The sequence below is a fragment of the Duganella sp. GW821-FHT01E12 genome (assembly GCF_059422325.1).
Genome location: NZ_JBWKWR010000010.1, coordinates 1 through 16,038, shown reverse-complemented (window position 1 = coordinate 16,038; position 16,038 = coordinate 1). Strand labels below are relative to the sequence as shown.

The window sequence follows — 16,038 nt, the reverse complement described above, 5'->3', positions numbered from 1 at the left end:
GCACGGCACTACGCCCAGCTTTTTCAGAACTTGGCTTTCAAGCCAACGCTGTAGCGCGCGCCGTTTTCATACACGCCCACCGGCAAACCATCAGTGGTGTTGGTGCGGATGACTTCATTGGTGATGTTCACCGCCGTGAGGTAAAGGCTGATCTTCGGCGTGATATCCCAGCTGGCCGACGCATCCCACTGGCCGTAGGCGCTGGTCACATCCTGGCCGCCTTCATCCAGCGCGCCATAGGCCTTGGAACGGTAGTTGTACGACAGCCGCGCGCTGTAGCCGTTCTTCTCGAAGAAGCCGGTGATGTTGGCCTGGTTGCGCGAGTTGCCCACCACGTTGAGCTTCACGCCGCCCGCGTTGGCGCCGGTCTTGGCGTCCGTGTAGGTGTAGTTGACGATGGCGCCGAAGCCGCTGCTGAACGCCTGCTGCCATTGCAGTTCCAGGCCGTTGACCGTTTCGCCGTTGTTGGCGTTGTACGGACGGCTGACCGGACGCATCACGCCCGCCACGTTTTCCTGCGTCGTCTGCGTGTAGATGAAGGTGTCGAGCTTCTTCGCAAACAGCGTGGCCGACAGCAGCGACGCGTCGGCGTAGTACCACTCCGCGCCGATCTCCGCCTGGTTCGCGTGGTAAGGCTTGAGCAGCGGATTGCCGGAGGTGGCGGCGTTGGTGGTGCCGCTGACTTCCGTGCTGGCGCTCAAATCGCTGTAGGTGTTACGCGCCATCACACGCGCCACGGCGCCGCGCACCAGCAAGTCCTTGTTGACGGTGTAGACCGCATTCAGGTTGGGCAGCACATCGGTGTAGCTGCGGCTGACGTTGGCCAGCGTGTAGTTGCCCGAGCCGGTCAAGTCCTGGTAGGCCTCGGAGGTCTGGTCGGTCTTGACGATGCGGGCGCCGAAGTCGCCGCGCCATGCGCCCGTGGCGAAGTCCGCCCGAGCGTAGGTGGCGTAGATCTTTTCCTTGATCTTGTAGTACTCGCCCTTCGCCTCCGCGTAGACCATGCCCTTGTCGTACATCGGGAAGCCCTTGGAGTAGGCCAGGCCGTCGTCCACCCATGCATACTGCGTCAGCGAGCCGGGATTGGCGGCCTTTTGGCTCAACAGCGGCGACGCGCCGGTCGACAGGTCGGCCAGCGAGAACGACTGCCAGCCAGGATTGCCAGGACCGTCGGTGCCGATGATGCGGTGGTTCTGCACTGTGGTGTCGCGGAACTTGGCGCCGACCTTGACCGACTTAAGGAAGCCGTTGTTCAGGTCCAGCGTCAGGTCGCCCTGCGCGTAGTTCTCCTTGGTCTCCATGCGACGGATCCAGTCGCGCGAACTTTGCAGCGTCAACTTGCTCGGGTCGAGCGGGTTGATGTCCTGGTACTTGACCTCATAGGTGTCCGGCGCGATGTTGAAGGTGGTGCGCGTGTTCCCGACGAACCAGAAGTTGCGGTCATGGTCGCTGCCACCCGAACCCTTGGTGGTGCCGGCCTGGCCGTGGAATTTCCAGTTGTCGGCGTCGTAGGTGCCTTCCAGGTCCAGCACTTCCGATTTGACGTAGGACTGGCGGAAGATAGGCTCGAACGACACGCCGCCCGTCGGGCCGACCGTGCCGCCCACCAGCGCCTTGGTGCCGTCGGAGGTGGTGATGAATTTCGGATTGGTGACGGCGATATTGCCCTTCGCATCCGCCAGGCCGCCCGCTTCCCACAGGTAGTTCTGGTTGCTGTTGTCCATGCTCATATCCGAGTTCATGTAGTTCAGCGAGAGGTCGGTGTTGGCGTTCGGGCGGGCCTGCAGTGTGATGTCGCCGGTGGTGCGCTTGCGGTCCTGGCGGAAGATGGCCGAGCCGCCGCCCCACGACGCATACGCGCCCGGCGTGACGACGCCGTTCTGGTCGACGATGTTGTACTTTGTGGAGTCGGTGAAGTTTTCCAGGCCGTCGCGGCGCATGGTGCGCTGCTGGCGGCTGATGGCGACCAGCGCTCCGAAGGTCTTCTGCTCGTTGGTCCAGCTCAGAAGGCCGGAAACCTGCGGATCGGTTTTCTTCGGCAGCTTGCTGTGGGTCTCCTCGACCGACACCTGCGCCACCAGCGGCTTCAGTTGGAACGGCTTGCGGGTCTTGACGATCACCAGGCCGCCGATGCTGCCCTCGTCCAGGTCCGCCGACGGGCTTTTGTACACGTCGATGCTGCCCACAAGTTCCGACGCGAGGATGTCGTAGTTGAAGCCACGGCTCTGCGAATCGTTCTTCCACCAGTAGCCGGAGGCCACGGCCTGGCCGTTCAACTGCGTCAGGTTCAGGTTCTTATCGGTGCCGCGCACGAAGATGTCGCGGCCCTCGCCCCACGTGCGGTCCACGGAGATGCCCGGCACGCGCTGCAGCGAATCAGCCACGTTCTTGTCCGGGAACTTGCCCACTTCCTCGGCGGTGACGGTGTCGATCACGTTGCCCGAGTCGCGCTTCTCGGCCAGGTTGCGCTTGAGACGTTCGCGGATGCCGCGCACCTCGACGGTTGCGGTTTCGCCAGCCGGTACAACGTCGCTGGACTGTGCCGCTTCGGCCGTAGCCGGATCTGCCGCGTACAGATGCGGCGCGAGGCCGCCGCTCAGCGCCAGCGCGATCAGGTTAGGTAGTAGTTTTTTCTTAAATACCGGCTTAGTCATTCAATTCTCCTTGTTTGAAAAATGTGAACCGCATCGATATCAAACGCTGCGCATGATGCTGCGCGCCGCCGACACCATATTCCCCGGACGCAGCCGCCGCAGCGCCTGTCCCCCTTCGTCAAACACGTGGAAGGCGGTGCTGTCGGCCGAGAAGACGATGGGCTGTCCGATCTCGACGTGACGTTCGCCGTCTCCGCGTATCACCACGTCTTCTGCACCTTCACGACTGACGTAGATGTAATTGGCTTCACCCAGGTGTTCGACCACACTGACCTCGCCTTTGAAAACTTCCGAACCGGCGCGCGATTCGTTGATATGCTCGGCGCGCAGGCCGAGCGTGACCTTCATGCCGGTGCGCAGGCCGCTGCCGTCGACGTAGGCGCGAACCGCCTCGCCGCTTGGCAGCAGCACCAGCACGCCGCCGGTTCCCGCCTCGGCGACGGTGCCGGCCATCAGATTCATCTTCGGCGAACCGATAAAGCTGGCCACGAACAGGTTGCGCGGCTGCTGGTACAGGTCCAGCGGCGTGCCGGCCTGCTGGATCTGCCCTTCGTGCATGACGACGATCTTGTCGCCCAGCGTCATCGCCTCGACCTGGTCGTGCGTGACGTAGACGATGGTGGCGTCCAGCTGCCGGTGCAACTTGGCGATCTCCAGGCGAGTCTGCACGCGCAGCGCGGCGTCCAGATTGGACAGCGGCTCGTCGAACAGGAACAGGCGCGGTTCGCGCACGATGGCGCGGCCGATGGCCACCCGCTGCCGCTGGCCGCCGGACAGCTCGCGCGGCAGGCGCTCCAGCAGGTGTTCGATCTTCAGCGTGGCGGCGGCGCGGGTGATGCGTTCCTTGATCGCCGCCTTGCCCTGCCCCGCCACCTTCAGGCCGAAGGCCATGTTCTGGTACACCGTCATGTGCGGATACAGCGCGTAGCTCTGGAACACCATGGCGATGCCGCGTTCCGCCGGCGGCAGGTGGTTGACCACCTCGTCGCCGATGGACATGCTGCCGCCGGTGATGCTCTCCAGGCCGCACAACATCCGCAGCAGCGTCGATTTGCCGCAGCCGGAAGGGCCGACCAGCACCACGAACTCGCCGTGTGCGATATCCAGGTCGATGCCGGCCAGGACATCGGTCTTGCCGTCGTAGGATTTACGCAGCTGCTTCAGGCTGACACTTGCCATTACATTCCTCTTTCTGTTGTTGGATTACTTGACCGCGCCGGCCGTCAGGCCACGGATCAATTGACGCGAAAAGACCGCGTACAAAATCAGCATCGGGATCACCGCCAGCGACAGCGCCGCCAGCACGGAATTCCAGTCGGTGACGTACTGGCCGATGAACTGCTGCACGCCCAGCGTGACGGTCTTGGTGCGGTCGGACGGCGCCAGGATCAACGGGAACCACAGGTCGTTCCAGGCCGGGATCATGGTGAACACCGCCACCGTCGCAATCGCCGGCCGTATCAGCGGCAGGATCACCTGGAAGAAGATGCGCACCTCGCCGACGCCGTCGCAGCGCGCCGCGTCCTTCAGCTCCGACGGCACCTGGCGCATGAACTCGGACAGGATCATGATCGCCAGCGGCAGGCCCTGCGCCGTGTACACCAGGATCAGCGCCGACAGCGTGTTGACCAGGTCCAGCTTGACCATCAGCTCAAGTATCGACACCGTGCCGAGACGGATCGGGATCATGATGCCGAGGGCCAGGAACAGCGTCAGCACCCGGTTGCCCATGAAGCTGTACTCCGACAGCGCCCACGCGGCCATGGCGCCGAACAGCACGATGCACAGCAGCGCCGCCAGCGTCACGTAAAGGCTGTTGCCGAAATAGAGCAGGAAGTTGGTACTGGCCAGGACCTTCTGGAAGCCGATGAAGGTCAGCGATTCCATCGTCGGCAGCGCCAGCGGATCGTCGAAGATGGCGGCGCGGGTCTTGACCGAGTTAATCAGAATCAGCGCGATCGGGAACAGCGCCAGCACGGTGTAAGCGATCAGCGTGGCGTGCACCATCAGGCGCCCCAGGTCGAAGCGGCTGGCCAGCGGCGCGGTCGGGTTCATGGCGATAGCGGTCATGGCGCGGCCCTCACAGTGCAAAGCGGGTCAGCCTGCGCTGGACACCGACAAAATAAATACCCACGCCGGCCAGTATCACCAGGAACATCAGCGTGGCGACGGCGGAACCGAGATAGGCGTTGCCCACCTGCGCCTGATAGCCGAAGAAGGTGCGGTAGAACAGCGTGCCCAGAATATCGGTCGAATAATTCGGCCCGGCCAGCGCGCCCTTGATCGAGTAGATCAGGTCAAAGGCGTTGAAGTTGGCGACGAAGGTCAGTATCGTCACGAGGCCCAGCGTCGGATAGATCAACGGCAGCTTGATCTGCCAGAAGATGCGCAGCGCGCTGGCGCCTTCCACATGGGCCGCCTCCACGATTTCCTCCGGCACCGCCAGCAGCGCGGCGTAGATCAGCATCATCGGCATGCCGATGTACTGCCACACGGAGATCATCGACAGCGTGGCCAGGGCGGTTTCCTCCTGCCCCATCCACGGCGCGAACCACTCGGCCAGGCCGGCAAAGCCCATCAGCTTTTCGCCCACGCCCCACAGCGGCGACAGGATCAGCTGCCAGATAAAGCCGATGATCACCACCGACAGCAACGTCGGCAAAAAGATCAGCGTGCGGTAGGTTCGGGCGCCGCGCAGGCCCTTCAAACTAAACAGCGTCGCCAGCAGCAGGCCGATGGGGTTCTGCAGCAGCATGTGAATGCAGAAGAATTTGGCGTTGTTGGCCATCGCATTCCAGAAGCCCGCCGACCAGTCGGGATCGAGCAGGATGGTGCGGAAGTTCTCCAGGCCGGCGAAGGTGGCCTTGCCGCTGTCGTCGGCGCTGAAGAAGCCCTGCGCCAGCGTCTGCACCAGCGGCAGCGCGCTAAACAGGGAGTAGACGATCACCGCCGGCGCCAGGAACATCAGCAACTGCCAGGGCCGCACCGTATTAACCGCATGTTTCAAGTAAGCCTCCAGAATTCGGGCAAAAAAAGAGCCGGCGCCGCGCCCGGCGCCGGCCAAAGGAATCACACAATCAGGGGGAGGGATTGGTGTGATACTACTTTTGCTGTGGCTTGTACCACTTTGCAAAACCGTTTTGAAGCTTGACCGCCGCGTCCTTGGGCGCCAGCTTGCCGTTCAATACCTGGGCGTTGACGTTCCAAAGCTCGCTCTCCATGCTGGGCTGTCCGCGATTGAGCACCTGCGCGTTGAAGCGGATGGTGGAGGCGCAGCTGCCGCGCCACTCCGCCATCTGCTTGGCCACCGGATCGCGCACCGAGATCAGATGGTTCGACAGCGAGAAGAAGCCGGTCACGCGGTTGGTGTAGATATCCGCGAATTCCTGCGAGCCCACCCAGGCAAGGAACTTGTAGGCGTCCTCCTTGTTGCGGGACTTCTTGTTGATGCCGATGCCGATGTCCATGTGGTCGGAGATGAAGCACGGGTCGCCCGCCTTGCGCACCGGCGGCGCGAACGCGCCCAGCTCCAGGCCGGGCGTCTGGCCGAAGTACGAGATGTCCCACGAGCCGGTCGGGTAGATCGCCGCGCGCCCCAGCGCGAACTGGTTCTGGCTGTCGCCATAGGTTTGTGCGCTGGCGCCCTTGCCCAGATAAGTGCCCATCCGCTGCTCGAACTGCAGCGCTTCGACGAACGGCGCGTCGGTCAGCTTGGCTTTGCCGGCGATGAGCGCCTTGCGCCCTTCCTCGCCACGCCAGAAATTGGGGCCGATATTGGTATAAACCATTTGGCTCGATTCCCACTGGTCGGCGGTGCCCAGCGCCAGCGGCGACACGCCGCCCTTTTTCAGCGCCTCCAGCACGGCGAAGAATTCATCCACCGTCTTGGGCGGCTGCAGGTTCAGCTTCTTGAATATCTTCTTGTTGTACAAAAAGCCGTGGATCACCGAGGCCACCGGCATGCAGAAGGTGTCCTTGCCGTCGTCGGTCTGCCAGGCCACGGTGGACGTGGCCGGAAAGTTCTGCATACCCGGCTTGCCGTCCAGCTTATCCAGGTGGCCCTTCTTGTACAGTGACAGCGACACATCGAACGGCCGGCACGCTATCAGGTCGCCCGCAGTGCCGCCGGCCAGGCGCGCGGCCAGGCTGGAGTCGTATTCGGTCGGCGCGGTCGGCGCGAACTTGACCTCGATGCCCGGATTGTTTTTTTCGAAGGCCGGCAGCAGCACTTTTTCCCACAACGTCTTGTCGTCGACGCGCCAACTTTCGATCACCAAGGTGCCGGCCTGCGCGGCCTGGGCGGAAAACATGGCGATCAACAGAGCGTGGCGAACAATCCGGCGTACTTGCATATTTGAATCCTTTGCATGGCTTTATTTACAACGATGAATTTATTCTAGCATCGGCTTTTCTGTGACAGACGAGTGAGTTGCTGGAGGGAACGAATAACCTAAGCCATTGAATTCATTGGCATTAATTTCCGCAACGGGAACACGGCGTTACGTTTCCTTACCGCCAAAGGGACGCGACGGGGGAAATGAGGGAGAGCGGCGGCAGCGTTCTGCAAGGATTCGCAAGGAAAACTTACAAAACTTAACAAAAAGGCCGGATTGTTGTTGTTGCGAGACGGCAGATCGCGCGCCGCACCGCATGTTTAGTAAAGGTAAATAAACTGCCGCGCCTATTTTCGTTTCGTTTGACCGTCAACTTTTTGGAGTGCAATACTGAATTGTCAGATTGCCACATTCCGAGCGCGGCCGCCTCGGGCCATGGCGATCCACTGACCATAAGGCGCGGCTACCAGCGCCCATAATGAATGACAACAAGGAGATGAAATGCTTGAACCAACGAGAAGGACTCTCATGAGTCTGGCCGTGGCCAGCGCTTGCGGCTTCATGACCATCGTAGCAAATGCGCAAAATGATAGCGCTAACAACGGCGCCGCCGGCGACGCGGCTTCCACCGCCGCAGCCACGGCGCCGGTGATCACCAACCCCGACCAGATACCCGAAGTCAAAGTGACCGCGACCCGGTACTCGACTTCGCTGCTGCGCACCCCGCTCGCCGTCACTGCGCTGAGCCAGGACCAGCTGACCCGCAAAGGCGCCACCAGCCTGCGCGACTTGAGCGGCGAAATGCCCAACGTCGTCATCGAAAACACCGGCCTCGATTCGGCGGTGCAGATCACCATCCGCGGCATCACCTCGACCAACTTCACTGAGACCGGCGACCCGGCGGTCGGCTTCCACGTCGACGGCATGTACTCGCCACGGCCGCAGGGCGCGCAGGCGCTGATGTTCGACCTCGATCAGGTTGAAGTGCTGCGCGGCCCGCAAGGCACGCTGTTCGGCCGTAACTCCACCGGTGGCAGCATCAACGTCATCCCCGCCAAACCCGATTGGACCGGCAACTACGGCAAGGCCGATCTGGACCTCGGCAACTACAACAAGAAGCAGCTGTCGCTGGTGCAGAACGTCGTCGTCAACGACGCGCTGGCACTGCGCGCCACGTTCATGAAGGTTAAGCGCGGCGGCTACGCCAACCAGTCCCGCGACGTGAGCGAAGCCAACGCCCCGGCGCTGGGCTGGGTCCCGAACGGCAAGCCGGACGTGGACCAGCGCTTCAACCACCCGGTCGGCCCGAGCGAGTACTACACCAACCAGAACGAGTGGGCCGGCCGCCTCTCCGCTCTGCTGAAAGTGAACAAGGACGTCACCGCTAAGGCATCGTATGAGGAGTTCCAGGACTCCAGCGCCGGCGGCGCCGCCTTCCGCGACTGCGATGCCGGCGCCGGCACGCGCTACGCCTGCACTAGCCAGGGCAAGTGGGACATCAACGTCAACGTGCCGGGCCACGTCGATATGAAGATCCGCACGCTGCGCACGGGCGTCAACTGGAACATCAACGACCACACCAACTTCGACTACACCTTCCAGGTGGCCGACCAGCGCCGCAACGAAATCACCGACGACGACAAGGGCCTGCAGAACGCCGCGCCGTTCCAGATCAACGGCCAGTATCCGAATATGGCCGGCGGTAACTGGGGCACCTGGCCGTTGACCGACTCCTTCCATCGCACGCTCGATTCGCGCTACCTGTCGACCGTGCACGAGGCGCAGCTGAAGCAGCAGCTGGGCAACCTGCAATACGTGGGCGGCTTGTTCTGGATGCATGAGCGGAACAACATCGACTACGAGATCACCAACACCATCCAGAAGCCGTACGGCGACGTAGGCAGCGTGTTGTATCACCAGCCCAACCGCCAGGTCGATGCGAAGGCCGCATTCGCGCAGGCTGACTGGAAGTTCATCCCCACCTGGACCGCCACCGTCGGCGCCCGCTATAGCCTTGACAGCAAACAGGATAAGGGCGGCGAAGTCTATGGCGCCAACTGGATCGGCGATCCCGCCTATTACAACGGCCTGTATTCCCAAGGCACGCCAGGCACGCCGGGCTTCCACGTCCACGACGGCACCGACCTCACGCCGGGCATGGGCGGCAGCGTGGCGGCCTATCACCTGTACGGCGCGCCGACCTCCAACGACCATAAGCAGGACTGGAAAAAAGTCACATGGCGCCTCGGCCTGCAGAAACAGCTGGACAACAACAAGATGGTCTACGCCTCGGTATCGACCGGCTACAAGGCCGGCGGCTTCGCCGACAAGACCGACAGCTGCAACTACCACAAGTGCGCGGACGGCAAGCCGGGCGTGGTCACCTTCCTGCCTTACGATCCCGAGACCGTGACCAACTATGAGCTGGGCTTCAAGGGCAAGTTCCTGGACAATACGCTGAGCCTTTCGGCCACCGCCTTCTTCATGAAGTACAAGGGCATGCAGCTGACCGGCACCTACTTCGTCAACCAGATCATTCCGGACAACGGCCTGCCCTGCCCGGCCGACCAGCCGAAGTGCGATGTGTATGAAACCTGGCGCACCATCAACGTCGGCAAGGTGAACATCCCCGGCCTGGAACTGGAGTGGGATTACAAGCCATGGCGCGGCGGCCGTATCGGCGGCGGTTTCGCGTACATCAACACCTCGGTTCACAACTTCAACTCGTACAGCGACGACTACCAGTGCGACGTGAGGACGGAACTCGGCCTGCCGGCCTGCCCCGCCGTCTACAACGGTTCCGACAAGACGCTGCTGGGCCGCCGCCTCGCCAACATCGAGGGCAACCACCTGCCAAACACGCCGAAGTATCAGTTCAACGTCAACTTCTCGCAGGAGTTCGGCCTGGAGAATGGCTACAAGGTGATCCCATACGTGAAGGTGAACTGGCGCGACAAGGCTTACTTCGACCTGCTCAATTCGGACTTCGCGCACATCGGCCGCAACCAGAAGGCCTATGCGATGGGCGATGCGTCGGTGCGGCTGGAGGCGCCGGACGACAAATGGCACGCGGAGCTCTATGTCCGCAATATCTCGGACAGCCACGCGAAGACCAGCGGCGATTCGACCTACGGCGGCTTCATGAGGGCCACCTTCGTCGAGCCGCGCATGTTCGGTGTCCGCGTCGGCGGGAACTTCTAAGCCTTACTTCGGACCAGATCCAGCCAGGCGCGCGCGGCGAACGAAAGATGTCCGCCGCGCCGCCAGGCCAGCATCAGCTTCCAGTCGAGCGCTGGTTCCTCCAGCCTCACCACCGTGAACTGCGCGCGCGGCAGCGTGTCGCAGAACACCTTGGGCAGCAGCGCAATCCCCACGCCCAGCCGCACCAGCGACGCCACGAACTCCCACTCTCCGCTACGCCCGCTGATGCGCGGCTTGAATCCTGCTCCGCGGCAGGCGTCTTCCACGATGTCGTTCAGCGCGAACGATTCGCCGTAGAAGATAAAGGCGCTGTCGGCCAGTTCGCGCAGCGCCACGCGGCGCCGGCCATGCCAGGCCGAATCGGCGGGCGCCAGCAGGCATAAGGGCGAACAGACCAGCTGCGAGCCTTCGAACTCCTGCCAGATGCCGGCGTTGGCCGGGTAATCGAGCATGGTGCCCATCTCCAGCGTGCAGTTGCGCAGATCCCGTTCGATCGACTGCGAGCCGCCTTCGAACAGTTTGAGTTCGATGTCCGGGTGGCGCCGGTGGTAGGCCGCCAGCAGTGGCGCCAGCAGCGCGTGCGCGTGCTGCGTGACGCCCAGCCGCAAATCGCCGCGCCGCAGCTGCTGCAGGTCCGCCAGCTCGACGCCCATCTCCTCGTGCATCGCCAGCAGCGCGCGGCCGCGCTGCAGCACCACGCCGCCGGCATCGGTCAGCGTGAAGCGCTTGCCGACGCGCTCCAGCAGCACCAGGTTCAGCGACTGCTCCAGCTGCTGCACCATCTTGCTGACGGTGGGCTGGGTCACGTGCAGCAGCTCGGCGGCGCGGCTGAAGCTCTGCTGCTCGACCACGGCGACAAAATAGCGCAGCGAACGGATATCCATCAACTATTCCATATTCGAATGATTTTCATAATCTTAATTCATTTTATCTTTTCATCGGCCGCGCCTAGAATGGACTCATGAAACGTCTCTTTTCCACCGTCGCGCAAGTGCTGCTGCTGATCGCTGCCTGGTATGGCGCCGACCGCGCGGCATCCTGGCTAGGGCTGCCCTTCTCCGGAGGCATCGTCGGCCTGCTGGCGATGGTCGCGCTGCTGCTGAGCGGCGTTGTGCGCCCGGCCGCCGTCGAACACGGCGCGGACTGGCTGCTGTCGAATATGCTGCTGTTCTTTATTCCGCTGGTGGTGTCGGTGGTGCAGTTCACCGGCCTGCTGAAGAGCGAAGGCCTGCGCCTGTTCGCAGCGATCGGCCTGGGTTTCATCGCCGTGCTGCTGGCTACCGCGTTCACGGTCGAATGGGTGTGCCGGCTGGATCGAGGCCGCCGCCTGCGGCGTTTACGCGTACAGCGCAAAGGGGCACCGGCATGAAGCCCCTGCTGTTCCTGCTGCTGACGCTCGGCCTGTTCTACGCTAACCAGGCCTTGTACCGGCGCTACCGCTACTTCTGGCTCACACCGGCCATCACCACATCCGCCATCCTGATCGCCGTGGTGGAGCTGTCGTCCACACCATTCTCGCAATACTTCGGCGATACGCGCTGGCTGCCTTGGCTGCTGGGCCCTGCGACGGTGGCCTTCGCGCTGCCGATCTACCAGTATCGCGATCTGGTCAAGCAGCACTGGCTGGCGCTGGGCCTGGGCAGCTGCGCGGGCATCGCCGCTTCGGTGGGCAGCACGCTGCTGCTGGACCGCCTGCTTGGCCTGCACGGCAGCATGGCGCAAAGCCTGCTGGCGCGGTCTGTGTCCACGCCGTTCGCGCTGGAGGCGACGCGGCACTTGGGCGGCTCCGCCCAGCTGACGGGGATATTCGTCATCATCACCGGCTTGTTCGGCATTTTGCTGGGACAGGCGCTGCTTGGCCTGATGCCGCTGCGGATGCGCATCGCGCGCGGAGCGCCATTCGGGGCGGCGGCGCATGGCTTCGGGCTGACCACCGCGCGCCAGATCGGCCCGCAGGAAGGCGCAGTCGCCAGCCTGACCATGATCTTCAGCGGCATCCTGATGGCATTGCTGGCGCCCTGGCTGGGGACCGTGCTGGCCGCCGCATGAGGGCACGCACTAGCGGAACTGGCGGACGGGAACTCCGCGTCGCCATCCGTCTGCGCGCCGGGCCATGCCAGCGGCGTCAATGACAGCTTACCCTCGCACCTTCAGGCGCAAAAGCAGCACGCTGTGCGGCGCGAGTTTGCTTTCGAGCTTCCTGCTTGTGTCGCCGGATTTCCCGCTCCAGACTTCGGTCCAGTTGTAGACGGTCTTCTTGAAGTCCGCCTCGCGCTTACTCAGGTCATCGCCGACGACGTGCTTCTTCCAGTCGTAGCTGATCACGGCAGCCTGCTCGCCGCGATTCAGCACCATCACCGCCCAGTCGCCGCCGGCCAACGGCTTGGCCCAGTATTCCAGCTGGGCGCCGTCCATGAACTTCAATGCCTGCACGCCCAGCTTATCCTGGCTGATCGCGATCGCATCCTTGTTGACCAGAATGCGGCGCGTTGCCTCCGGCATGCTGCGCAGATCGTTCCCCATGATCAGCGGCGACGCCATCATGGCCCAGATGGCGAAGTGCGCGCGGTCCTCGTCCTCGCTCATGCCGTTGCCCACTTCGAGCATGTCCATGTCGTTCCAGTGTCCCGGTCCCGCGAACTTGCGCAGGCCGGCCTGCTTGTCGAGTATCCGCAGCACGCCGAACTGCGACCACGAGCCGTGATTGAACTCGCAATCCCAGCACGGATAGATATCGCCGGTGGTGCGCCAGGAGTGGCCGACGTCCGCCGCCCATTCCCACGGTTTGCTTTCGCCCCATTCGCACATGCTGAACAACATCGGCCGGCCAGCGCTGCGGATCGCGTCGCGCATGGTGGTGTAGGCGCCGATGGCGCTCAGGCCCTTGCTGTCGCACCAGTCGTATTTGACGTAGTCTATGCCCCACGATGCGTAGGTGATCGCGTCCTGGTATTCGTGACCACGGCTGCCGGGATGGCCGCCGCAGGTGGTCGCGCCCACGTCCGAATAGATGCCCAGCTTGAGCCCCTTGCTGTGAACATAATCCGCCAGCGCCTTGATCCCCGACGGGAAGCGCTCTGCGTTGGGACGAATCACGCCGTCCTTGTCGCGCGTGCCGTGCCAGCAATCGTCGATGTTGACATACTCGTAGCCCGCATCCTTCAGGCCCAGCTTGACCATCGCGTCGGCGGTGTCGCGTATCAGCTGCTCGTTGATATTGCAGGCGAAGGTGTTCCAGCTATTCCAGCCCATTTGCGGCGTGGCGCCCAACCCTTCGAACTTCTGTGCGCTGGCGTTTGCGCAGACAACCATCGCCAACAAGATCAACAAGCGCTTCATGGGGCCACTCCTCAGTGTTTGATGGTGTGCAGGCGGTCGGCGTATTCCTTGATCAGCAACAGCGAGCTGACGTCGGAATCGAACACCGAGTACAGGCCCTGCTCTTCCTGCGGCGGATCGCCGACGAAGTCATTCCCCGGTTTCCACCAGTAGTCCGCATTGGCGGCGCGGCCGGCGCCGCCCCAGGCCCAGAAGTTGAAGCCGGCGATCGGGTCACCCTTGCTGGCGCGCCGGTAGATGATGTCGAACACCTCGCGGTAGAAGCGGTCGCGGATCTTGGTGGTGGCCTTGACGCTGAACGATGGTCCGTCGCGGTCCAGGCCAAACTCCTCCAACACGATAGGTTTGTTCAACTTCTTCGCCAGCTCAATGTGCGAGTTCAGATAGTCGCGGCTCTTGGCGATGGCGCCGTCCCAGCTGCCGGTCGGGTTGTTCGAATCGAACCAGCCCCAGTTCTTCGGCCACAGGTGATAGGTCAGGTAGTCGATGTTGTGGGTGCGGTGGGCGTCCTGGTAGAGCTGCGCATCCTGCGCGGAGCCGGCCAGGCCCTCGCTGCCGCTGCTGACCATGTGGTTCCCATCCAGGCTATGGATGTAGCCCGCCACCTCGTCCACCCACTTGACGTAGACCGCCTTTTCCTCAGGCGTGGCGGCGCCGTCGCCCGGACGCGGCTCGTTGGCCAGCTGCCACGACATGATGCTGGCATCCTCGGAGTACGGCTTCCCGGTGATGGTGTTGACGCGCTTGACGATCTTCGCGATCACGTTGCGGTACTCGGCCTGCGCGGCGGCGTTGCGATAGAAGCCGGCGGTCTTCTTCATGAAATCGTCGTATTCATGGGTGACGTTCGGGTCCAGCGCCGGCGTGCCCTCGAACCAGTTCAGGTACTGTGTCATGCCGCCGGACCATTGCCAGAAGTTGTTCAGGTAGAGCACCACCGTCATATCGCGCTTGGCTACTTCGGCCAGCAGGAAGTCCAGTCCGGCCAGCAGCTCCTCGTCGTACTGGCCCGGCGCCGCTGTCGTGGCGGGGCGAACGGCGCTCTTCATCTCGGTCTTTTCGGATACCGCCAGCACGCGCAGGTTGTTGATGCCCAGCGCGCGCATATTGTCCAACTCCTTCAGCAGGCGCGCGCGTTCGCCGACGCCGCTCGCCGCGCCGAGGTAGCCGCCGTACCAGAAGTTCGCGCCGACGATGTAGTACGCCTGGCCCTTTCGGCTGAAGTGCGTCTTCTTGACGCTAACGAAATCGGCCTTGCCGCCGCCTCCGTGAACGTCGTTAGCGCTAACAATACCGCAGGCGCTTAACATCAGGGCGGCCGCGCAGAATTTATATAGTTGTCTCATCATTTCGCTCTTTTTATGGTTGGTTTATTTGCCGGCCTTGCCGGCGATATCCAGTACGCGTTGCGGCAGTTGCACGGTAATGCTGGCCGCTCCGGTATCCGCTGCGTCATGCGCCAGCAGCACCTTGTAGCCGCCCTTGGCGATACGCCAGGTCTTGGAGCGGCTGTCGAACATCGCCAGCAGACGCGGATCGACGCTCACGCTGACTTCCTTGGTTTCACCCGGCGCCAGTTCGACCTTGTCCCAGCCGGCCAGGCGCTTTGGCGCCTCCCACTTCGCGCCTTGCGGCGCCACGTACAGCTGCGGCACGTCCTTGCCCTTCACCGCGCCGGTGTTGGTCACCTTGAAGCGCAGTTGCAGCTTGCCGTCCTTCTGGCTCGCGGTCAGGCCGGAGTAGGCGAACTGCGTGTACGACAGGCCGTGGCCGAACGGGAACAGCGGCTTCAGTCCTTTCAGGTCGAACCACTTGTAGCCGACCGCCGCGCCTTCGTGATAGTTCACGTCGAAGCGCTTGCTCTCGTCCTTCGGATCGCCATCGAGCACCGGCCGTGGCAGCTGGCTTGCCGATAGCGGGAAGGTCACCGGCAGGCGGCCCGACGGATTGACCTCGCCGAACAGCACGCGGGCGATGGCCTCGCCGCCGCTGGTGCCGGCGTACCACGCCTGCAGCACGGCGGAGGTCTGCCCCAGCCACGGCATCAGCACGGGGCCGCCGGTCTCCAGCACCACCACCGTCTTCGGGTTGGCCTTGGCCACGGCGGCGATCAGCGCGTCCTGATTGTCCGGCAGCGACAGCGAGACGGCATCCACCGATTCGCCCACCCACTGCTGCGCGAACAGCAGCACCACGTCCGCATCGGCCGCCGCACGCGCAGCGGCGGCAGCGTCCACGCCGTCGTGATAGACCACGCTGGCGCCAGGCGCGCGCGCCTGGATCGCCTTCAACGGCGACGACGGATGGTAGACCACAGGACCGGGCCAGGTGGCCGGCCCGATGCCGGTGACGGCGCTGCCGCCCACCGGATACACCAGCGACGAACCGCCGCCGGCCAGCACGCCCACATCCGCATGCGCGCCGATGACGACGATCTTCTTCGCGCCGGCCTTCAACGGCAGCACGCCGCTGTTCTTCAGCAGGACCATGCCGTCCTCCGCGTCGGTGCG

At 63.3% G+C, this 16,038-nt stretch carries 12 protein-coding genes; 3 read left to right on the top strand and 9 right to left on the bottom strand.

The genetic code is table 11. The features are described 5' to 3' along the window. Window positions 1–23: 23 nt before the first annotated feature. From AC07WS_RS23435 to AC07WS_RS23415, 5 genes are all read right to left on the bottom strand, one after another. A complete protein-coding gene (locus tag AC07WS_RS23435; protein WP_494731394.1) occupies window positions 24–2,654 on the bottom strand; it encodes a TonB-dependent receptor in 2,631 nt (876 codons plus the stop codon). Window positions 2,655–2,693: 39 nt separating this feature from the next. Beyond that, a complete protein-coding gene (locus tag AC07WS_RS23430) occupies window positions 2,694–3,833 on the bottom strand; it encodes an ABC transporter ATP-binding protein (RefSeq protein ID WP_494731393.1) in 1,140 nt (379 codons plus the stop codon). A gap of 24 nt (window positions 3,834–3,857) precedes the next feature. Beyond that, on the bottom strand, window positions 3,858–4,724 hold the full coding sequence (locus AC07WS_RS23425; protein ID WP_117013486.1) for a carbohydrate ABC transporter permease: 867 nt from the start codon (window positions 4,722–4,724) through the stop codon (window positions 3,858–3,860). 10 nt (window positions 4,725–4,734) lie between these two features. After that, window positions 4,735–5,619, bottom strand: coding sequence for a carbohydrate ABC transporter permease (locus AC07WS_RS23420; RefSeq protein WP_494731565.1), 885 nt, complete (start codon window positions 5,617–5,619; stop codon window positions 4,735–4,737). 136 nt (window positions 5,620–5,755) lie between these two features. After that, entirely contained in the window at window positions 5,756–7,006 is a 1,251-nt protein-coding gene (locus AC07WS_RS23415) for an ABC transporter substrate-binding protein (protein WP_494731392.1), read from the bottom strand. Between the two features lie 510 nt (window positions 7,007–7,516). Here AC07WS_RS23415 and AC07WS_RS23410 point away from each other — a divergent pair. Then, entirely contained in the window at window positions 7,517–10,189 is a 2,673-nt protein-coding gene (locus AC07WS_RS23410; RefSeq protein ID WP_494731391.1) for a TonB-dependent receptor, read from the top strand. Here AC07WS_RS23410 and AC07WS_RS23405 read toward each other — a convergent pair. Further along, window positions 10,186–11,073, bottom strand: a complete 888-nt coding sequence (locus AC07WS_RS23405; RefSeq protein ID WP_494731390.1) for a LysR family transcriptional regulator — start codon at window positions 11,071–11,073, stop codon at window positions 10,186–10,188. The genes AC07WS_RS23410 and AC07WS_RS23405 overlap by 4 nt on opposite strands. A 77-nt stretch (window positions 11,074–11,150) precedes the next feature. On the opposite strand from AC07WS_RS23405, the gene AC07WS_RS23400 reads away from it, so the two are divergent. Then, complete coding sequence (locus tag AC07WS_RS23400) at window positions 11,151–11,558, top strand: CidA/LrgA family protein (protein WP_494731389.1); 408 nt, start codon at window positions 11,151–11,153, stop codon at window positions 11,556–11,558. Beyond that, window positions 11,555–12,238: an LrgB family protein gene (locus AC07WS_RS23395; RefSeq protein WP_494731388.1), complete on the top strand. Its 684-nt coding sequence runs from the start codon at window positions 11,555–11,557 to the stop codon at window positions 12,236–12,238. Before AC07WS_RS23400 ends, AC07WS_RS23395 begins: the two co-directional genes overlap by 4 nt. A gap of 87 nt (window positions 12,239–12,325) precedes the next feature. Here AC07WS_RS23395 and AC07WS_RS23390 read toward each other — a convergent pair whose 3' ends face one another. The 3 genes from AC07WS_RS23390 to AC07WS_RS23380 form a co-directional block, all read right to left on the bottom strand. Beyond that, window positions 12,326–13,528: a glycoside hydrolase family 27 protein gene (locus AC07WS_RS23390; protein WP_494731387.1), complete on the bottom strand. Its 1,203-nt coding sequence runs from the start codon at window positions 13,526–13,528 to the stop codon at window positions 12,326–12,328. Between the two features lie 11 nt (window positions 13,529–13,539). Next, window positions 13,540–14,877, bottom strand: a complete 1,338-nt coding sequence (locus AC07WS_RS23385; protein WP_494731386.1) for a glycoside hydrolase 5 family protein — start codon at window positions 14,875–14,877, stop codon at window positions 13,540–13,542. A gap of 21 nt (window positions 14,878–14,898) precedes the next feature. Then, on the bottom strand, window positions 14,899–16,038 hold a 1,140-nt coding region (locus AC07WS_RS23380), incomplete at its 5' end, for a glycoside hydrolase family 3 C-terminal domain-containing protein (RefSeq protein ID WP_494731385.1).